Annotated in this window: 17 protein-coding genes; 10 read left to right on the top strand and 7 right to left on the bottom strand. The window is 68.4% G+C overall.

The features are described 5' to 3' along the window. Nucleotides 1–5 precede the first annotated feature (5 nt). The 3 genes from V6B97_RS01380 to V6B97_RS01390 all read left to right on the top strand — a co-directional run bounded on the left by V6B97_RS01380 (nucleotide 6) and on the right by V6B97_RS01390 (nucleotide 2,950). Nucleotides 6–791 (top strand): amino acid ABC transporter ATP-binding protein, encoded by a 786-nt coding sequence (locus V6B97_RS01380; RefSeq protein WP_333504700.1) that lies wholly within the window; start codon nucleotides 6–8, stop codon nucleotides 789–791. Continuing rightward, the gene (locus tag V6B97_RS01385; RefSeq protein WP_333504701.1) at nucleotides 791–1,465 is read left to right on the top strand and encodes an amino acid ABC transporter permease; all 675 of its coding nucleotides are present in this window, start codon (nucleotides 791–793) and stop codon (nucleotides 1,463–1,465) included. Before V6B97_RS01380 ends, V6B97_RS01385 begins: the two co-directional genes overlap by 1 nt. Nucleotides 1,466–1,612: 147 nt before the next feature. Then, the gene (locus V6B97_RS01390) at nucleotides 1,613–2,950 is read left to right on the top strand and encodes an FAD-binding oxidoreductase (RefSeq protein WP_333504738.1); all 1,338 of its coding nucleotides are present in this window, start codon (nucleotides 1,613–1,615) and stop codon (nucleotides 2,948–2,950) included. Nucleotides 2,951–3,182: 232 nt separating this feature from the next. Here the strand turns inward: V6B97_RS01390 and V6B97_RS01395 are convergent, their stop codons facing one another. Next, nucleotides 3,183–3,875, bottom strand: coding sequence for a hypothetical protein (locus tag V6B97_RS01395; RefSeq protein ID WP_333504702.1), 693 nt, complete (start codon nucleotides 3,873–3,875; stop codon nucleotides 3,183–3,185). A gap of 304 nt (nucleotides 3,876–4,179) precedes the next feature. Here V6B97_RS01395 and V6B97_RS01400 point away from each other — a divergent pair, with 304 nt between their 5' ends. Together V6B97_RS01400 and V6B97_RS01405 are read left to right on the top strand one after the other, a co-directional pair. Next, the gene (locus tag V6B97_RS01400) at nucleotides 4,180–5,406 is read left to right on the top strand and encodes a pyridoxal phosphate-dependent aminotransferase (RefSeq protein ID WP_333504703.1); all 1,227 of its coding nucleotides are present in this window, start codon (nucleotides 4,180–4,182) and stop codon (nucleotides 5,404–5,406) included. Beyond that, entirely contained in the window at nucleotides 5,407–6,192 is a 786-nt protein-coding gene (locus V6B97_RS01405) for a uracil-DNA glycosylase (protein WP_333504704.1), read from the top strand. A gap of 63 nt (nucleotides 6,193–6,255) precedes the next feature. Here the strand turns inward: V6B97_RS01405 and V6B97_RS01410 are convergent, their stop codons facing one another. Beyond that, nucleotides 6,256–7,518 carry an elongator complex protein 3 gene (locus V6B97_RS01410; RefSeq protein WP_333504705.1) on the bottom strand — a complete coding sequence of 421 codons (1,263 nt, stop codon included), beginning with the start codon at nucleotides 7,516–7,518 and terminating at the stop codon, nucleotides 6,256–6,258. Nucleotides 7,519–7,878: 360 nt separating this feature from the next. Between V6B97_RS01410 and V6B97_RS01415 the strand changes: the two genes are divergently transcribed. Together V6B97_RS01415 and V6B97_RS01420 are read left to right on the top strand one after the other, a co-directional pair. Continuing rightward, on the top strand, nucleotides 7,879–8,298 hold the full coding sequence (locus tag V6B97_RS01415) for an HIT family protein (protein WP_333504706.1): 420 nt from the start codon (nucleotides 7,879–7,881) through the stop codon (nucleotides 8,296–8,298). 26 nt (nucleotides 8,299–8,324) lie between these two features. After that, nucleotides 8,325–8,618, top strand: coding sequence for an integration host factor subunit alpha (locus tag V6B97_RS01420; protein WP_007524232.1), 294 nt, complete (start codon nucleotides 8,325–8,327; stop codon nucleotides 8,616–8,618). Nucleotides 8,619–8,800: 182 nt separating this feature from the next. Here V6B97_RS01420 and V6B97_RS01425 read toward each other — a convergent pair whose 3' ends face one another. The 5 genes from V6B97_RS01425 to dsrA all read right to left on the bottom strand — a co-directional run bounded on the left by V6B97_RS01425 (nucleotide 8,801) and on the right by dsrA (nucleotide 15,037). Next, nucleotides 8,801–10,312 carry an SLC13 family permease gene (locus tag V6B97_RS01425; RefSeq protein ID WP_333504707.1) on the bottom strand — a complete coding sequence of 504 codons (1,512 nt, stop codon included), beginning with the start codon at nucleotides 10,310–10,312 and terminating at the stop codon, nucleotides 8,801–8,803. Between the two features lie 220 nt (nucleotides 10,313–10,532). After that, the gene (locus V6B97_RS01430) at nucleotides 10,533–12,044 is read right to left on the bottom strand and encodes a cobyrinate a,c-diamide synthase (protein ID WP_333504708.1); all 1,512 of its coding nucleotides are present in this window, start codon (nucleotides 12,042–12,044) and stop codon (nucleotides 10,533–10,535) included. Between the two features lie 218 nt (nucleotides 12,045–12,262). Beyond that, on the bottom strand, nucleotides 12,263–12,496 hold the full coding sequence (locus V6B97_RS01435) for a dissimilatory sulfite reductase D family protein (RefSeq protein ID WP_333504709.1): 234 nt from the start codon (nucleotides 12,494–12,496) through the stop codon (nucleotides 12,263–12,265). Nucleotides 12,497–12,559: 63 nt separating this feature from the next. Further along, complete coding sequence (dsrB, locus tag V6B97_RS01440) at nucleotides 12,560–13,705, bottom strand: dissimilatory-type sulfite reductase subunit beta (protein ID WP_333504710.1); 1,146 nt, start codon at nucleotides 13,703–13,705, stop codon at nucleotides 12,560–12,562. A gap of 18 nt (nucleotides 13,706–13,723) precedes the next feature. Beyond that, nucleotides 13,724–15,037: a dissimilatory-type sulfite reductase subunit alpha gene (gene dsrA / locus V6B97_RS01445; protein WP_333504711.1), complete on the bottom strand. Its 1,314-nt coding sequence runs from the start codon at nucleotides 15,035–15,037 to the stop codon at nucleotides 13,724–13,726. 566 nt (nucleotides 15,038–15,603) lie between these two features. On the opposite strand from dsrA, the gene V6B97_RS01450 reads away from it, so the two are divergent. The 3 genes from V6B97_RS01450 (at nucleotide 15,604) to V6B97_RS01460 (ending at nucleotide 18,409) form a co-directional block, all read left to right on the top strand. After that, a complete protein-coding gene (locus tag V6B97_RS01450; protein WP_333504712.1) occupies nucleotides 15,604–15,861 on the top strand; it encodes a hypothetical protein in 258 nt (85 codons plus the stop codon). Between the two features lie 71 nt (nucleotides 15,862–15,932). Next, nucleotides 15,933–16,649, top strand: coding sequence for a type I restriction endonuclease subunit R (locus V6B97_RS01455; RefSeq protein ID WP_333504713.1), 717 nt, complete (start codon nucleotides 15,933–15,935; stop codon nucleotides 16,647–16,649). A 977-nt stretch (nucleotides 16,650–17,626) separates the two neighbouring features. After that, nucleotides 17,627–18,409 carry a hypothetical protein gene (locus tag V6B97_RS01460; protein ID WP_333504714.1) on the top strand — a complete coding sequence of 261 codons (783 nt, stop codon included), beginning with the start codon at nucleotides 17,627–17,629 and terminating at the stop codon, nucleotides 18,407–18,409.

An 18,409-nucleotide genomic window follows, 5' to 3' on the forward strand; every position in this document is an offset into this window, starting at 1 on the left:
TCCCCATGGCCACGCCCGAAACCGTCCCCGCCCCCGACGCCCCCATCCTGCGCCTCGAGAACATCGGCAAGACCCTTGGCGGCAAGCGCATCCTGTCCTCGGTCACCATGGAGGTGGACAAGGGTCAGCTGAAGGTGCTCATCGGCCCCTCCGGCGCGGGCAAGAGCACGCTGCTCCAGTGTATCAACCACCTCATCCCGCCGGACGAGGGGCACATCTACCTGGAAGGCCGGGTGGTGGACGCCGCGCGCAGATCCGAACTGTACGCCTTCCGCCAGCAGGTGGGGATGATCTTCCAGGATTTCAACTTGTTCGACCATCTGGACGCGCTGAACAACGTGTCCATCGCCCTGCGCAAGGTGCGCGGCATGAGCCGCAAGGCCGCCGCCGAACGGGCCATGGCCGAACTGGAGCGGGTGGGGCTGGCCAACCGCGCCGCCCTGTACCCGGCCCAGCTTTCCGGCGGCCAGAAGCAGCGCGTGGCCATCGCCCGCGCCCTGGCCATGGATCCCAAGGTCATGCTGCTGGACGAACCCACGTCCGCCCTGGACCCCGAACTGGTGGGCGAAGTGCTGGCGGTCATCCGCGACCTGGCTCGCGGCGGCATGACCATGGTCATGGCCACCCACCAGATGGACTTCGCCCGCGCCCTGGCCCATGAAATCCTGTTCATGGAGCGGGGCAGCATCATCGAGCGCGGCTCCCCGGCAGAACTGCTGGCCCCCGGTTCCGGCACCCGCACCGCCGACTTCTGCAGCCGCCTGACCGACCTGTGCGAGGAGTGCAGCTAGTGTTCGACGTCGCGTTCCTCGTCGACCGGGTGTTCCCCCAGCTGAACGCCGGGCTGTGGATGAGCATGAAGCTCATCGTGCCCTCGGCCGTGTTCGGCCTGCTGTTCGGGGTGGTCATCGGGGTCGTGCGGGTGTTCGGCAGGCCGTGGATGCAGCGTGCCGCCAACGCCTACACCGCCGTCTTCCGGGGCGTGCCGCTGCTGGTCCAGTTGTTCATCCTCTATTTCGGCCTGCCCAACATCGGCATCTACCTCGAACCGTACGCCGCCTCCGTGCTGGGCTTCATCCTGTGCAGCGCGGCCTACAATTCGGAATACGTGCGCGGCGCGCTGCTCTCCATCCGGCAGGGGCAGCTCAGCGCGGCGCAGGCCCTAGGCTTCAGCACCATGCAGACGCTGGCCTCCATCGTGGTGCCCCAGGCCGTGCGGCGCGCGCTGCCGGGCTGCGGCAACGAGGTGGTCTACCTCATCAAGTATTCGTCCCTCGCCTACGTGATCACGTGCATCGAGCTCACGGGCGAGGCCAAGGTGCTCGCGTCCCGCACCTTCCGGTTCACCGAGGTGTTCCTGGTGGTGGGCGCGTACTACCTGTTCCTTGTCACCGTGGCTTCGTGGCTGCTCCACAAGCTGGAGGAGCGCTTCCACATTCCCGGGTTCGGCCGCCCGCGCCAGTAGCGCGTCGCGCGGCCGGGCCAGTGTGCCGCCCCCATGTCCCACATGTCCCACATGTCCGGCCAGACCCCTTCGTCCGCCTCCGTTTCCGAAGGCCCGGCCTCCGGTTCCGCCCCCCGCTTCGTGCTCACCGACGCCCACCGCGCCGCCATGGTGGCCGCCGTGGGCGAAGCCGCCGTGCTGCACGCCCCCGGCGAACCCTACGACCGCGACGCCTCGGAGTTGCGCGCCCCCGCCGACCTGGTGGTGCTGCCGGAATCCGTGGAACAGGTGCAGGCGCTGCTGCGCTGCGCCAGCGCGCATGGCATCCCGGTCATCCCGCGCGGCGGCGGCACCGGCCTTGCGGGTGGCTGTCTTGCCATGCGCGGCGGGGTGGTGCTGTCGCTGGAGCGCATGAACCGCATCCGCGCCATCGACCCCCGCAATCTGGTGGCCGAGGTGGAGGCGGGCGTCATCTCGCAGCGCGTGCGCGACGCCGCCGCGGAGCAGGGCCTGTACTACCCGCCCGACCCGGCGGGCATGGACCGTTCCACCATCGGCGGCAACGTGGCCACCAATGCGGGCGGCCCCGCCTGCGTCAAGTACGGCGTCACCCGCGACTACGTGCTGGGCGTGGAGGCCGTGCTGCCCGACGGCGAACTGCTGCGCGCCGGGGTGCGCACCCGCAAGGGCGTGGTGGGCTACGACATGGCCCACCTGCTGTGCGGGTCCGAAGGCACCCTGGGCGTCATCACCGCCCTGACCCTGAAGCTGGTGCCCCTGCCGCCCGCCACCGTGAGCATGGCCGTGGCCTTTCCCGACATGGCCGCCGCCATGCGCGGCGTGGCCGCCGTGCTGGGGTCCGGGCACCTGCCCTCGGCCATCGAATTCCTGGACCACCGCTGCATCCGCCTGCTGGGCGAACTGCTGCCCATCCCCGTGCCCGGCGACAAGCCGTCGCTGCTGATCATCGAACTGGACGGCGCCCGCGAGCAGATCGTGCCCGAGCTTGACCTCGTGGCCGCCATCTGTCGCCAGCAGGGCGCCACCCACGTGCTGCCCGCCGCCGACGAGGAGACCCGCGCCCGCGTCTGGGGCGCGCGCCGCCAGGTGTCGCTGCGCATCCACGACCATGCCGCGCTGTACATGTCCGAGGACGTGGCCGTGCCCCTGGGCGCCATCGCCGACCTGGTGGCCGCGCTGCCCGAGTTCGAGCAACGCTACGGCATGGAGATCTTCGCCTTCGGCCACGCGGGCGACGGCAACATCCACCTCAACGTCACCGCTCCCACCCGCGATACCCGCGACATGGTGGAGCAGGGCATCGTGGCGCTGGTGGGCAAGGTGCTGGAACTGGGCGGGACCATCTCCGGCGAGCACGGCATCGGCGAGGCCAAGAAGCACCTCCTGCCCCTGGAACTCTCCCCCGCCTCCATCCGGTTGCAGCAGGGCATCCGCCAGGTGTTCGACCCCAAGGGCATCATGAACCCCGGCAAGGTGTTCGGGTAGGGAAGGAAGAGAAAGAAGAAAGAGAATCGGGAGGGGGAGGAAACTTTTAAAGCGGCAGCCGTTAGGCGAGTCTTCGAGCCTTACGGATGGCGACAGCAGAGCTAAAGTTTCCTCCCCCTCCCGAACCCTCCCCCGCCTTCCAAACTTTTTAATTGGGGGTGGCGATACGCTGTGACGTGTGCCTCTGGAGAGGGTCTTGCAATCTCATTCCTGTGATTCCACCGGGTTCTCGCTATTCCTTCAATTCCAGCACATGGAACCGGCTGCGTAGTTCCAGCCGGTCCTGCCGCGTCTCGAAGGTCAGGTCCAGCCGGTCGGTGTCCCGCAGGGCCTTGATGCGGTTGGTGCTGTCCAGCCCCGCCGCGATGGCGTCCACGAACCCCGCGTCGAAGGCGATCAGGCGCACCCGCTGCGGGTGGCGCACCTTGCCCGCCAGCGTGGCCGCCAGTTGCCGGGCGTCCCTCTCCGTCCGGCGCAGGATGCGGAACGGCGTGTCCTCGCCCAGCTTGGCCGCCACCCGGTCGGTCTTGCGCGCCGCGATGTTCCCGCAGTCCAGCCACAGCCGGATGTTCCCCGCGTGGTCCAGGGACACCAGGTCCGGCTTGTAGTGCCAGCCCACGCCTTCCTCCACGCGCGGTTCCCATTCCCGGTACAGCAGGTACCCCAGGAACTTCAGCGCGATGTGCCACGGCACTTCGCCGGGGGCCGCGTCCAGCACGATGCGGTCGCGCACCGGCAGGGGCAGCCCCGAGGCGGGCACCGGGCGCTGTCCATAGTCGGTGTATTCGTCGGTGTCCGGTGCGGCGTCCATGCCGAATCCGGTGGCGTACCCGGCCCCGTGCCCGGCTGCATGGCGCGGTGTCCGGGGCGGCGTTTCCAGTGGGCGTGAGCCGGGCAGATGTTCGATGGTGCAGGTGTATTTCATGCGGACCTCGCGGGCTGGCGGGCAGGCTGCATCCGTTCATGTTGTCGTGCCGTCAGGGTGCCACCGGGCGCGAGACGACGCAAGGGCGCGAGACCGGACAAGGGGTAGGGTGGCGCGGGAGGACGTTTCCCTGATGTGTCCTTGTGGCGCGGACCCACCCCGTCCCGTGCGTTGCGGAGCGCGGCGCGGGCGGGTATAGCCCAAGGCTGGCCGAGGCATCGTGCCATCGGGTGCCCGCGCGCCGCGCCGGGCTTGCCCGCCGCGTCGGCCGTTCTTCCATTTCCGCCTGCCACCGGAGCCGATCATGTCCGACATCACATCCCCGGAAGCTTCCCTGCGCGTTGCCGAGCGCGTGCGCAACATCCGCATTTCCGCCACCAAGCTTATGCCCATGCTGGCCGCCAGGGTGGGCGGCTGCGTGTCGCTGGGGCAGGGCGTGCCCTCGTTCCGCACGCCGGACCACATCGTGGAGGCCGTGTACCGCGCCCTGCGCGACGACCCCACGGCCGGGCGCTACAGCCTGCAACCCGGCATGCCCGCCCTGCGCGAGGCCATCGCGGCGGACATCCTGGCCCGCAAGGGCGCGCGCTTCGACCCGGAGACGGAAATCGGCGTCACCGTGGGGGCCATGGAGGCCCTGGTGATGATCATGCTCACCGTGGTGGAGCGCGGCGACGAGGTCATCATCCCCTCGCCGGGCTACGCCTCGCACGCCGAGCAGGTGCTGATGGCCGAGGGCGTGCCCGTGCACGTGCCCCTGCGCGCGGCCGACTGGGGGCTGGACGTGGACGCGGTGCGCGCCGCCGTCACCCCGCGCACCCGGGCCATCATCGTGTGCAGCCCCGGCAACCCCACCGGCGGGGTGTACGACGAGGCCGACGTGCGCGCCCTGTGCGACCTGGCCCTGGAGCGTGATCTGGTGCTCATCGTGGACGACACCTACGACTACATGGTGTACGGCGAACAACCCGGCGCGGCCCGTTTTTCGCCCCGTTTCCCGTCCCGATTTTCTCCCGTTGGCCAGCCGGAACTGCGCCGCCACGTCATCACCGTGAATTCCTTTTCCAAGAAGTACGCCCTGACCGGGTGGCGCGTGGGCTACGTGGCCGCCGACGCGGCGTGGATGGCGGAACTGCTGAAGGTGCACGACGCCACGGCGGTGTGCGCGCCCACCGTGTCGCAGCACGCGGCGCTGGCCGCGCTGACCGGCCCGCAGGACTGCGTGGACGCCATGCGTGCGGCCCTGACCGCCCGGCGCGACCTGACCTGCCGCCGCCTGGACGCGCTGGCCCCGCACTTCATCTACGTGCCGCCGCGCGGCGCGTTCTACGCCATGGCCCGCTACACCTTCACCGACGCCGACTCCATGACCGTGGCCCGGCACATGCTGGAAGAGGCGCGGGTGATCACCGTGCCGGGCGGCTCGTTCGGCCCCACGGGGGAACGGCATTTGCGGCTGTCCTTCGGCATGGACGAGGCGGAACTGACCGAAGCCTTCGACCGCATCCAGAACTGGGTGGCGGCCCTGTAGATGGCCCGGCGCAGGATTCTCGTGGACGGCCCGGCGCGCGGGGCAGGGCCGGACCCGCTGGCGGGTACCGGCTGGCCGGACCACGTGGGGGAACTGGCCGCCGGGAAGCATCTGGAAACGCTGGCCGTGGTGGAGGTGCTACGGGCGCAAGGGCGCACCATCCATCCCGCCCGTGCCGAGGTGTTCCGGGCGCTGCGCGCCACCCCGTGGGACGCGGTGCGGGTGGTCATCCTGGGGCAGGACCCCTACCACGGGCCGGGGCAGGCCCATGGCCTGGCCTTTTCCGTGCCGGACGGCGTGCCTCTGCCGCCTTCCCTGCGCAACATCTTCAAGGAAGTGGCCGCCGACTGCGGCGGGCAAGCTGGCCAGCCCGCGTGCCCGGCAGGCGACACATCCGGTGGTGCATCGCTGCTCACGCCGTTCACCGATGCGCCCGCCGCGCCCTCCGGAAACCTGTCGCGCTGGGCCGCGCAGGGGGTGCTGCTGCTGAACACGTTGCTCACCGTGGAGGAAGGGCAGCCCAACAGCCATGCGGGCCTCGGCTGGGAGGCGGTGACGCGGGGCATCGTGGCCGCGCTGGGCGCGCGGCCGCAGCCGTGCGCCTTTCTGCTGTGGGGCAGGCCCGCGCACGGGTTCGCGGACCTGGTGACCAATCCGGCGCACCTGGTGCTTACGGCGGCGCATCCCTCGCCGCTGTCGGCGTCGCGCGGGTTCTTCGGATGCCGTCACTTTTCGCGGGTCAACGCGTGGCTGGTCGAGCGGGGGGAGGTTCCCGTCCGCTGGTAACCGGTGAATGAAGCGCAGGAATTTTTGCGGCGGTCGTCCCGGATTCCGGGTCGGCCGCCGTCGTCATTCCAGCGAAAAATTGTCGTCGTCGCGCCAGTGGACCATGGCGCGGGTGATGCCCATGGCCGCGTAGGCGCCCACCAGTCCGTTGGCGTGGCCCCACAGCAGCCCGCGCAACCGGCGCGGCACGCCGAAACGGGCGGGCGGCCTCGCCAGGCGGGCCATATGCGCAGCCACGTGGCGGCGCAGGGCTTCGGCCTTGGCCAGTTGCCCCAGCGCCGGATGCACCGGCCCGGCCAGCACCGCGTCATCCAGCCCGTCCTCCGGCGAAAGGCCCATGCGCACCACGGCCACCCCGCGCGCCCAAGCGGCCAGCAGGCCGTCGGCCAGGGCGTCCACCGTGGTTTCCAGCGGCCACGGGACATAGCCTCCGGCCCGCCAGCGCTCGGCCAGCGGCGTGCCGCGCAGCACCAGACAGGGATAGAAGCGCAGGAAGGCGGCCAGGGGGGGCGTCCCAGCGGTATCGGGCAGCAGGGCGGCGCTCACGTCGGCGCGGAAAATCTCCGGCGTCACCCCCGGCATGCCCGGCATCAACTGCACCCCCAGTTCCAGCCCGGCCCCGGCCACCATGGCGCAGGCGGCACGGGCCACGGACCCGGCGTAGCCCCGGCTTGCGGCGGCCAAGGCCGCGTCGTCGAAGCTCTGTACTCCCAACTCCACGCAGTCCATGCCCGCCGCGCGCAGGTCTGCGAGGCCACGTTCCGTCACCGCGTCGGGCCGGGTGGAGCAGCGCACCCGGCAGACCACTCCCCGCTGGCGCCAGCGTTGGGCCAGGTCCAGGCAGGCGGCGCGCTCCGATTCAGGCAGCAGGGTGAACGTGCCGCCGTAAAAGGCGATTTCCAGCGGTGCCGGGGATTTTCCGGGTGCCGGTGCGCCGTGCGCTGCGCCGGGTTCTGGCGCGGCGTCGGGCTCGCGCGTCTTGTCAATATCCCCCGTCCCGTCCATCTGCCGCGCCTCGTGCTCCAGCCGCGCTTCGGCCTGGGCCAGGGCGCGGACCACCGTGGCGGCCCCCCCGCGCTGGCCGGTCTGCACGTCCTGCGCGCAGAACACGCAACGGGTGGGGCACCCGGCAAAGGGCAGGAAAACCGGCAGGATGCGCGGCCTGTTATGCGGCCTGTCATGCAGCGAACCGGGCGGGGCTCCGGCCCATGTGACGGCAGGCCCGGAACCCGCGCCGCGTCTGCATTCCGGTCTGTTCAGGCGGGTGTCGTCACGCCTGCGGCCGCCACAAGCGGGCTCGGGAACCGGAAAAATCAATGCCGACATGATTGCCTTGTGTTGCTGATGTGTTACTATCGAAGCGTAGTTGATGGTTCCAGCGGCGGCACTATGCCCCTTTCCGGTCGCGCGGCCCTTCCTCTCGGGGCAGGGAGCGGGCACGGGAAAGGCAGGGCGCGCCATACTCCCTTTCCCGAAAGGGAGTTGGAGGGGCGTCCGCAGGCGCCGCCGCCATGGACGATGGCACGGAAGCCCTTGTGCCGCAAGGCGTGGCAACCCGGCATAATCGTGCAAGATTTTGCTTGCGGTCGCGTCTTTGACTGTGTATATAACTAGTTACATGCCCGCTGCTTCGCGCCGGTACGCGCGGACGAATGATTTCAAAGTGTTCCATGTGACGGAGAATCCATGTCCCAATCCGATTGCATCTTCTGCAGGATAGTGCGTGGCGAAATTCCCTGCGCGCAACTCTACGCCGACGACCACGTGCTCTCCTTCCTGGACATCGGGCCCGTCAACCGGGGCCATGCGCTGGTCGTTCCCAAGGAACACCACCGCACGGTGCTCGACATGCCCGCGCGGCTCGGCGAGCACATCATCGCCGCCCAGCAGCGCGTTGGACGCGCCGTCATGGAGGCCACCGGAGCGGAAGGGCTGAACATATTCCAGAACAACTTCGCGGCGGCGGGACAGGTGGTGTTCCACGTCCACTGGCATCTGGTGCCCCGCTTTCCCGGCGACGGCCACGAACTGTGGCCGCAGGGGCAGTATGGCAGCATCGACGAGATGCAGGCGCTCGCGAAGGCCATCAGGGAACGCATGGAGTAGCCGGAAGCACCGGCCCGGAGGACAGTATGAGCGGCAAGACCCTGACCAAGGCGGAAATCGTCGATGCCATCTATGAAAAGACCGACAGGAACCGCGCCGAAGTGAAAGGCGTTGTCGAGTCGCTTCTCGGCATCATGAAGCAGGCGATCAAGAAGGATCATGCCCTGCTCATAAGCGGATTCGGCAAGTTCGAGGCCTACGACAAGAAGGCCCGCAAGGGGCGCAACCCGCAGACCGACGAAACCATCACCCTGCCCCCGCGCAAGGTCGTGGTGTTCCGCCTGTCGCGCAAGTTTCGCGCCGAACTCAACGACGAATAGCGCGTTTTCGCGCACCCGCCCGGCCACGGGCCGCAAGGGTTTTCGACGCCGCTCTCCGGCTGGGGGGCGGCGTCGGTGTTTTTTCGGGAGAAACGAGGGGAGGGATTCGGGACGGCCGCGATGGTCGCATGGGCTGGCCATGCGGGCCGGGCCGGAATGGCGGCCGAGGTCGGCCGCTTTGGTCAGATCACGCCCAGCCAGCGCCACCACAGGTAGTCCAGCGGCAACAGCACCATCACGTTGATGGCGGCCAGCAGCAGGCAGGTCCTGGTCATGTGGCCGGGGGACTCGTTGCCCAGTTGCATGGCCACCACCAGCGGCGGCGACTGGTAGGGCAGGAGCATGGAAGAGACGGCCACGACCTGGGTCATCAGCACGGCTTCCAGGCTGAAGCCGGAGGCGGCGGCCAGTTCGCCGGCCAGCGGGGTGAGCACGGCGGGGATGCCCGGCAGGGTGGTGAGCAGCCCGGTGGCCATGGCGTAGGCCGTGAGCACGGCAAAATTGCGGGCCGGTTCGCCGGGCGCCAGGGGCAGCGCATCGAGCATGCCGCGCACCAGCATGTGCCCCACGCCGGATGCGGCCACCACCGCACCCAGCCCCATGATGCCCGCCACGAACAGCAGCGGCCCCATGCTCATGTCCCTGGCCAGGACCTGGCGGTCGGTAAGGCCCAGCGGCGGCCACAGGCAGAGCACGGCCGCGCCCAGGCTGATCCACGCGGGCGAGACGTGGTGCAGGAAGTCCGTGGCCCACAGGCCCACGGCCACGGCCAGCACCACCATCAGCCGCCGCTCCGCCAGGCTGGCGGGGGCCTGCGTCGTTGCGGCATGGGCCATGGGCACGCCGGTGCGATGCGGGGCATCCACTGGCGTCCCGGCTGCCGGTGCGCCCGGAGCCATTCCGGCGGATGGCGCCGGGTACAGCCACAGCACCACCGCCGCGATGACCACGGTCTTCAGCAGGCCCAGTACGGGAAAGTGCAGCAGCAGATAGCGGCCGTAGGTCAGGGTGTGGCCGAACAGGTTTTCCGCGCTGCCGGCCAGGATCATGTTGGGCACGTTGGCGGGCAGGATGGCGAAGGCCGGCTGCAGGGCGCCGAACAGGGCGGCCAGCACGATGCCGGTGCGCTGCCCCGTGCCCGGCCCGTACCCGGCCGCCCCGGCCAGCGACACGGCCAGGGGCATGAGCAGGGCGATGCGCCCCATGGACGAGGGCATCACGAACGACAGCAGCACGCCCACCCCCACCAGCCCGCAGACCAGCGAGGCGTAGCCCGATCCGGTGCGGGCCAGCAGCCCCCGCGCCATGCGCGCGCCCAGGCCGGTGTGGTGCATGGCCGCGCCCATGCACAGCCCGCCGAACACCAGCCAGAAAGTGGCGGAATGGAACCCGGAGAACACCGTGGCGGCCGGGGCCGCGCGCAGCAGGACGGCCAGCAGGAAGAACAGCAGCGCAGTGAGATATTCGGGAATCACGGCGGTGACCCACAGCCCGATGGCGCCCACGGCCAGCCCGGCGGGCCGGGCCGCTTCCGGCGACAGGGATGCGGGCGGGCACAGGGCCAGCAGTGCCCCCGCCACCACGCAGGTCATGGCGATGCCGTGGCGGGGTGAACGAGGAAGCGCGGCCAGCGCGCAAAGGACGGCGTGGAACGGACGCGGCGAGGGGTCGCCGGGGGCGGGAGCGGTGTGCATGACGGGGTGACCTCTGGACTGGTGACCCTGCGTAGCATGGACGGTGTGGTTGAACAACTCGGAAGGTCGCGCCGGACTTGGCGGAGGGCGTGAGCAGGCGGGCTGCCGACCGTGGACCGCCAACGTGCCTGGTGCCCACGGACGGTATGCGGCCGGGTGCCGGGCAGGAAATCAGACGAAGAAGCCAGCCGGTGGGCGGGGCGGCAGGGTGGCCGGACCGTCAGGCCACGGCAGGGTGGGCGGCCCGATACTGCCGGGCCGCACGGACCATGCCGGGTGCCCAGTGGGGCACGGCGGGCGCGAAGATGTGGGTGTACGCGGCCAGGGTGTTGCGGCGCAGCAGGCCGTCGCGGCCCTCGCCCATGCCGGTGACATGGCCGGACTGGGCCGTCAGGCGCAGGGCGCAGGGCAGGTCGGATCCGGCATCGCAGGGCACGCAGCGCGAATAATGGAACTCGTGCCCGCGAAACGTCGCGCCCACGGGGTGGAAGGGGTTGTCCAGCACGGCGGCGGCGTCCACGTAGCCGAGGCCCTGCGGCTTTTGGTGGAACTCGGTGCGCACCGGAAAGATGCCGGCCATGGGGTGCTCGACGCCATGCATGACGATGGACCGGCCCAGCACCATGAAGCCGCCGCATTCGGCGTAGATGGGCAGGCCCGCTTCGGAAAGGGCGCGTAGCCGGTCCAGCGCGGGGCGGTTGGCCGCAAGGCGGGCAGCCAGCGTTTCCGGAAAGCCGCCGCCCAGGTACAGGCCGTCCAGTTCCGGCCATTCCGCCCCGTCCAGCAGCGAGAGGCGGACGAGATCGGCCCCGGCGTGGCGCAGGGCCTGGAGGTTTTCCTCGTAGTAGAACCACAGGGCTGCGTCGTGCACATAGCCGATGCGTGGGCGGGGCGCGGCGGGCGGTGCGCCGTCCGGTCGCTCCGCGCCGGGCAGCAGCGACCACAGGTCGGCCACCGGTCCCTGCGGCGCGGGTGCGGCGGCGGCCACCTGGCGCAGGCGGTGCAGGTCCACGTGTTCGGCCATGATGTCCGCCACCCGGTCCAGCCCGGCCACGCATTCCTCGTGCTCCATGCCGGAGACGAGGCCCATGTGCCGCTCGGGGATGGGGTTGTCGGCGATCTTGGGCAGCACGCCCAGCACCGGCACGTCGGTGTAGTGCTCGATGGTTTCGCGCAGCACGGCGCGATGGCGCGCCCCCGCCGTGCGGTTCAGGATCACCCCCGCGATGTGCACGCCCGGCTCGAAGTGGCGCAGCCCGGCCACGATGGCGGCCGCCGTGCGGGTCATCTTGGTGCAATCCATGACCACCACCACCGGCGCGCCGAGGATGCGCGCCAGTTCCGCCGTGGAGCAGCTGCCGGACAGGTCCCGCCCGTCGAACAGCCCCCGGTTGCCCTCGATGACGGCGATGTCATATGGGCCGGGCGGGCCGGGCTGGGCAGGCGGGCCGGGCCGCCGCAATCCGGCGTCGTCCCCTGTCGCGCCGGTCAGGCCGCATTGCGTCCAGAACAGCGAGCGCAGCATGTCCGCATCGAGGAAGTAGGGGTCCAGGTTGGTGGCGGGGTGCCCGGCGGCCAGGGCCAGCCACCAGGCGTCGATGTAGTCCGGCCCCTTCTTGCAGGGTTTCACCGCAAGGCCCGAGCGCGCAAGGGCGCGCACGACGCCGAGAGATACCAGCGTCTTGCCCGAGCCGCCGGAAAGCCCGGCGATGACGATGCGCGGAAGGTTCATGCGGCCAATGCGCCGGGACGTCCGGCCGGTGTGCGGTGGCGGAAAGGGGGGCGGCGCGCGGTCCGGCAAGGCCGGGCGGCACTTCCGGGGCGAGTTTCAGTGGGCCGCCCCATGCACGCGGATGCACGGGCACGCACGGGCGTGCATATGAAAAGAGCGTATGAACCTTGCAGTCCATACGCCTTTTCGGAAAAACAGTTCCCCGGCGTGGAGAACTACTATTCGCCCTCGGCCCCGGCCTGCTTGCCGGCGCCCTTGAGGCCGTACATGGTGGTGCTGCCGGAGGACCAGTATTCCAGAACTTCGGCGTTCACCAGCGCGGTGAGGATCTTCTTCACTTCGCGCGGGCCCTTGTCGGGGAACAGGTCGAGAAAGTCGTTGAAGTAGAACTTGCTCTTCGAGCCGGCCTTGGACTGCAGGAATCCCACGACCTTGTTCTTGGCTTCTTCCATGGATAGCCCCTTTGGTTATCCGGGGGCGGCAAACCCGCCCCCGGAATGTGATTGCCGTCCGGCTTAGAACTTGAACTGGGTGCTCTGACGCCAGGTGTAGTAGGCCGGGTCGCGGAAGTCGTCGATGAGGTGGTGGGTGAACTCAAGGCCGGTCAGCTTGAAGAAGCTTTCCCAGCCGATGCGCTCGGCCCATTCGCCCAGACGTTCGTACTTGTTCGCGTTGGCGGCGTACACCTCGATGATGTGCTTGATCTTCGCGGTGAGCGAGGGCCAGCGCGGCATTTCGTTCGGGATGTAGGCCACGACGACCTTGGAGAACTTGGGCATGGAGATGCGGTTGGAAACCTTGCCGCCCACCATGATCACGCAGCCGTCGCCTTCGCCGTCGGAGATCGGCAGGGCGGGGCACATGGTGTAGCAGTTACCGCAGTACATGCAGCGGTCGTTCTTGATGGCGATGGAGTTCAGCTTCTTGTCGCCGATTTCCACCTTGGTGGGACGCACGGCGGCGGTGGGGCAGGCGGAAACGGCCAGCGGGATTTCGCACAGCTGGTCGGTCCACTCGTGGTCGATCATCGGGGGCTTGCGGTGGATGCCCACCACGCCGATGTCGGAGCAGTGCACCGCGCCGCACATGTTGATGCAGCAGGCCAGCGAGATGCGGACCGGGGCGGGCAGACGCATGGACTGGAAGTCGGAGAAGACTTCGTCCATGATCGCCTTGACCGGGCCCGAGGCGTCGGTGGCGGGGGTGTGGCAGTGCACCCAGCCCTGGGTGTGCACGATGTTGGACACACCGGCGCCGGTGCCGCCGATGGGGAACTTGTTGGAGCCGCCGGCGAACTTGCGCGAGGCCAGGTCTTCCTTCAGCGCCTTCAGGCCCGCTTCGGTGTCGACCATGAACTCGACGTTGTTGCGGGTGGTGAAGCGCAGGAAGCCGCCGCAGTGCTTGTCGGCGATGTCGCACATCTCGCGGATGTGGGTGATCGACATCAGGCGGGCGGCGCCCACGCGCACGGTGTACACCTTGTCGCCGGATTCGGCGGCATGCATGAGCACGCCGGGTTCCAGGATTTCATGATACAGCCACTTCCCGAAGTTCTTGGCGATGAACGGGGGGAAGAAGGAGTCGTGCTTGCGGGGGCCGATGTCCGTGATACGGTTTTCCATCGGCTTTTCGGGATTGTACCCGGAAGAGATGAATGCCATGATGTGCTACCCCTCTTCTTATCTCTGGTGTCTCTTGCGGTATTCCGTGATGTCGCGATCCCAGCCGCCGGGCACTTCTTCTTCCTTGAAGAAGATGTACGGGTTGGAGCGAGGCTCCTGCACGTGCTGCGCCATGGGGGCGATCTCGGTCACCTCGAGCAGCTTCTGGAAGCTGAGACGCTTGATGGTCTCGCCCAGACGCTCGCGGTTCTTGCCTTCTTCCATCCACCAGTCCCAGATCTTTTCGATGACTTCCTTGATTTCATCGAACGGTTCGGTGGCTTCCACGAAGGGAACCAGCAGCGAACCCATCTGGGCGCCGTCGAGGACGGGCGCCTTGGCGCCGACCAGGATGGACGCGCCGCGTTCGTCACCGACGCGCAGGGCGCGGGGCATGGTGTTGATGCAGTGCATGCAGCGCACGCACTCGCTGGTCTTGATGGACAGCGCGGAGCCGTTCCAGGAGATGCACTTGGAGGGGCAGCGTTCCACCACTTCGGCCACGATGTCGAACTTGCCCCAGTCGCGGCCCGAGTGGGCGCCCGCGTTGGGCTTCAGTTCGCCGCCGACGTAGGCCTTGACGGCGGCCTGGTCGATCTTGATGTCGTCCTTCCAGGTGCCGATGACCGAGAAGTCGGAGCGGGCGATGGAGGCGACGCAGCCGTTGGGGCAGCCGTCGAACTTGAACTTGAACTTGTAGGGGAACGCCGGACGGTGCAGTTCGTCCTGGTATTCCATGGTCAGGGCGTAGCAGCAGGCCTGGGTGTCGTAGCAGGCGTATTCGCAGCGCGACATGCCGAGGCACGATTCGGGCGTACGCAGGTTGGAGCCCGAGCCGCCGAGGTCGGTGTTCATCTTGTGGGTCAGTTCGAAGAACAGTTCTTCGAGCTGCGGGGTCTGGGTGCCGAGCAGCACGATGTCGCCGGTGGAGCCGTGCATGTTGGTCAGACCGGAGCCGCGCAGGTCCCACAGGTCGCAGAGCTGGCGGAGGTAATCGGTGTTGTAGTACTTCGCCGCGGGCTGGTTCACGCGCACGGTGTGGAAGTGGGCCACGCCGGGGAACTGTTCGGGCTGGTCACAGTAACGGCCGATGACGCCGCCGCCGTAACCGAACACGCCGACGATGCCGCCGTGCTTCCAGTGGGTTTCACCCTCGTTGTAGGACAGCTCGAGCACGCCAAGCAGGTCTTCGGGGCAGTCCACAGGGATCTGGTAGTCCAGACCCTTGGGGTTTGCGGCCCGGTAGGCAGCTTCCTGCTTGATGTCGGACACGAAGCTGGGCCAGGGCCCGGATTCGAGCTGGTCCAACTTGGGGGTTGCATGTTTCGCCATTGCCTTACCTCCACATTGGTTTGTTGAAGTTCTGGACTCTCAACAGACACGCCCATCGCCCCTGGGGCGCAACAGGACGGCGTCTTCCGGAGGTAAGGGCTTTGGTCGGCGCGGCCCTTGCGCCCGGAAAACTCGTGATTTTTTGGACAAAGTAACGTCATTCCTAAAAGGATTCCGGCGCGTTGTCAAGCCCCGACGCGGGCCGCCGCAACAGGCCGCCACCGGGCGTGGCTGTTGCAACACCTTGTGGGGATTGCCGAAAGGGCAAGGGGCGGCGTGTCGGTGGCGCCGCGAAACCTTCTCCCGTTCCGGTGCCCGCCGCGCGTTTGCGCGGGGACGGGGCATGGCGTCTCCCCGTCGGACATCCTGGTGCCGCCATGCAGGGGGTGGGCGACACTTTCTTGCTTGTAGCCCACCCCCCGGGGAATGACAACAGCTTGCGCGCATCGGCGGGATAGGGCATTGACCGTATGCCCGCGACCGGACGCGCGATGCCTGGGCCTTCGTCGGCCCGGCTGACGCGCCCGGCGGGCATCGCAAGCATTTCAGCGTGTTCAGGAGTGCCCATGCAGGACGATCTTGGCCTTTACTATTACCCCGACCCCAACGACAAACGCACCCGCGTCTACGTGCGCTCGCAGGGCGGCAGCGTGGAATTCCGCCTGTGGCGGGCCGACCGGCCCGAGGTGTGGGAGCGCCACGAATGGGTGCCGCTGGAGGTCATCCGGCATGCCGCGGGGATGTACCGCGACATGGGACGCGAGGCCGACCCTCTCAAGCTGTATGACGAGGCCGTGGCGCGCGCCCTCTTGAAGGCCAACTGAGACGCGCGGGAGCGGCGCTCGTGAATTCCGGAGCAAGCCTTGCCGAAAAGGCGGGCTTGCCGGGAGGCCGCATGCACGAAGTCAGCCTTGGGGCCACCCTGCGCGACTACCTGACCGGGCAGGACGTGGACCACACCACCTACGAGGATTTGCGGCAGGCGCTGGCGCGGCTGCTGGTGGAAGAGCTCGGGCACCCGCGCGGGCTGGTGGAGCCGCGCGTGCGGGTGCGGTTCGATATGTCGGATGGTGAGGCCGCTGGTGCGGCGGCGGATGATGCCGCCGGTTCCGGCGGGCCGGGCAGGCAGGGCGCGGCAGAACCGCCAGCGGCTGCCATGGCCGATGCCTCTTCTTTTCCCTCTTCCTCTCCTTCTTCCGAAGTCCTTCAGGTTTCCGAGGACGCCACCGACCCCGACGAGGGGTGTCGCGTGGTGGACCTGACCCTGCGTGACGACGACGGCACGCCGTTGTGCCTTGTGCTGTTCTGCCCTGGCGCACCCGGCACCTACGCCCGCGAAAGCGTGGCGGCGGCCCGGCTGTTTCCCGGCGGCCCCGCGCCGCTGGTGGCCGTGACCGACACGCGCGACGCCCTGCTCATCGCCGCCGTGGACGGGGCGGTGCTGGGCGAGGGCATGCGGGCGTTACCCCGGCGTGACGAGTTGCGGCGGTTGGCCGCCGGGCACCCGTGCCCGCCGCTGACGCCGGAGCGAGCGGCAGGCGAGCGGAGGATACTGGGGGCGTATACGGCGTTTCTGAAGCGCTGCTGCGGCGAGGATGTGTGTTTGCTGTAGCCTGTCGGCGGGGTGTGGGAGGGGTGTGCCTTGTTGGGCACGGCTTCTACGAAGACAGTCCTGCCTTTTTGAGAACGCTCGATTTCGTTATGCCTCCGGCGGGCAAGGGGCCGCAGAGCGGCGGCCCCTTGCATCCCCGCGCTCCGGGGGGCGTTGCCCCTCTGGTCCCCCCAGGTTTTCATGCACCGCATTCTTCACCGTGCAGCTTCCCTCCGGCGCAGGGCGCCTCCGGGCGATCTGCCCGGCGGAATGCATATGTGCACGTGTCTCTCGCCGCCACGACGAAGCGAGGGCGCCTTTATCCACAGCCCCGTTGCGACGCATGTGCCGCCGTCAAAGCCCGGCGCCACACGCTTCTACGCACGGCACTTTTTCGGTGGACAGTGTACAGAATGCGAAGCATTGCAGGCAGGGGTAACGAATCGCCGTGGACTGCGGAAAACACTGGAACAGTATGCCAGTCCGAATACAACCACGGTGCGGCGATACGCGTCCGCAGCCGGAGATCGCCGCCGAGGCTTTGCGAGGCGGAAGCTCCGGCGTCGCGGATGCGCGCCGCAAGGGACGTGTTGGGCGAGGCACTCCAGTGCAGCAATGGCGGCGAGAGTCACGCGCACATCGCATTCCGCCGGGCAGATCACCCGGAGGCGTCTACGCCGGAGGGAAGCTGCCCGGCACAGGAATGCGGTGCAGGACGACCCGGGGTTCCAAGGGGCGGAGCCCCTGGAACGCGGGGGTGCAGGGGGTGTTCGTTACAACACCCCCTGCCCGCCGGAGGCATAACGAAATCGGGGGTGTTCAACAAGGCAGGACTGTCTTCGTAGAAGCCATACCCAACAGGGCAAAAGACGGAAGAACAGGCTACCCATTCATCCCATTATCTTTATTCCCTTTCCCCAACAAACTCCCACCACCACCCCGCACTTCCCGTTCTTGTCAAATCACGCTATACATCCCCCTTCGGAGTACCACGCACCATGTCGAGACGCTGGGTAGAGGCCAATCTGGCCGAGTTCGCACGGGACGTCATGCGGGATTTCTGCATGGCGAGCGTCGTGCTTGAGGGGCAGTTCCACCGGTTCGACGAGGCCGGTGCCGTTTCCTTCCCCGTCATGCGCGACCTTCTGGGCGAAATGATGAACAAGGGGCTGCTCTGGCGTCTCAAGGACACCGCGCACCACCTCTTCCGCAACGACCCGGCGCAAGACCCTGTGGCGCCCATGCTGGACTGGGCCGTGGGCTACGCCTTTCATGAATGCGTGAAGCTGAAGGAAGACGCCTACCAGCACCAGCACTACGCGCCGCAGTACCGGGCCCTGCGCGAGCAGGACATGGGAGAGGAACTGCGGGCCATCGTCGAGCCGCTTGCATCCATGCTGGCCCAGACGCGGGAAAGCATGGAGCGCGAAATCCGGCGCATCCGCTACATCCTTGGCCGCATCCGCAGGCTGATGTGCCTGTACTACGCCGCGCACGGCGGCAACAGGCTGCTGGCGCGGCTGCTGTTCGACCGCGACGAGCTTGTGCGCTCGGTGTTCGGCGAAGAGTACGACCTTCTGCTGCAAGGATTGTACGGCGACAAGCCGGAGCGCATGTTCATCCAGGCGGGGGAATCCCTGCTTGACGGCGGCAGGCCGGAAGACGCCCTGCGCGCCGCGCACGCGGCCGTGGCCCTTGCGCCCGGTTGCCAGCGCGCGCGCCGCCTCGTGGCCGAGGCGGAACAGCGTATCGATCAGACCCCCCGAAGGAGGGCCATCTAG

Source organism: Nitratidesulfovibrio sp. 1201_IL3209, from assembly GCF_036763125.1.
Taxonomy (GTDB): domain Bacteria; phylum Desulfobacterota; class Desulfovibrionia; order Desulfovibrionales; family Desulfovibrionaceae; genus Cupidesulfovibrio.

Bases quoted from the DNA above. Each gene is read 5' to 3' on its own strand.
- V6B97_RS01380 (WP_333504700.1), top strand. From the start codon at position 6: ATGGCCACGCCCGAAACCGTCCCCGCCCCCGACGCCCCCATCCTGCGC.
- V6B97_RS01390 (WP_333504738.1), top strand. From the start codon at position 1,613: ATGGTGGCCGCCGTGGGCGAAGCCGCCGTGCTGCACGCCCCCGGCGAA.
- V6B97_RS01395 (WP_333504702.1), bottom strand. From the start codon at position 3,875: ATGAAATACACCTGCACCATCGAACATCTGCCCGGCTCACGCCCACTG.
- V6B97_RS01400 (WP_333504703.1), top strand. From the start codon at position 4,180: ATGTCCGACATCACATCCCCGGAAGCTTCCCTGCGCGTTGCCGAGCGC.
- V6B97_RS01405 (WP_333504704.1), top strand. From the start codon at position 5,407: ATGGCCCGGCGCAGGATTCTCGTGGACGGCCCGGCGCGCGGGGCAGGG.
- V6B97_RS01410 (WP_333504705.1), bottom strand. From the start codon at position 7,518: ATGTCGGCATTGATTTTTCCGGTTCCCGAGCCCGCTTGTGGCGGCCGC.
- V6B97_RS01415 (WP_333504706.1), top strand. From the start codon at position 7,879: ATGTCCCAATCCGATTGCATCTTCTGCAGGATAGTGCGTGGCGAAATT.
- V6B97_RS01420 (WP_007524232.1), top strand. From the start codon at position 8,325: ATGAGCGGCAAGACCCTGACCAAGGCGGAAATCGTCGATGCCATCTAT.
- V6B97_RS01425 (WP_333504707.1), bottom strand. From the start codon at position 10,312: ATGCACACCGCTCCCGCCCCCGGCGACCCCTCGCCGCGTCCGTTCCAC.
- V6B97_RS01430 (WP_333504708.1), bottom strand. From the start codon at position 12,044: ATGAACCTTCCGCGCATCGTCATCGCCGGGCTTTCCGGCGGCTCGGGC.
- V6B97_RS01435 (WP_333504709.1), bottom strand. From the start codon at position 12,496: ATGGAAGAAGCCAAGAACAAGGTCGTGGGATTCCTGCAGTCCAAGGCC.
- dsrB (WP_333504710.1), bottom strand. From the start codon at position 13,705: ATGGCATTCATCTCTTCCGGGTACAATCCCGAAAAGCCGATGGAAAAC.
- dsrA (WP_333504711.1), bottom strand. From the start codon at position 15,037: ATGGCGAAACATGCAACCCCCAAGTTGGACCAGCTCGAATCCGGGCCC.
- V6B97_RS01450 (WP_333504712.1), top strand. From the start codon at position 15,604: ATGCAGGACGATCTTGGCCTTTACTATTACCCCGACCCCAACGACAAA.
- V6B97_RS01455 (WP_333504713.1), top strand. From the start codon at position 15,933: ATGCACGAAGTCAGCCTTGGGGCCACCCTGCGCGACTACCTGACCGGG.
- V6B97_RS01460 (WP_333504714.1), top strand. From the start codon at position 17,627: ATGTCGAGACGCTGGGTAGAGGCCAATCTGGCCGAGTTCGCACGGGAC.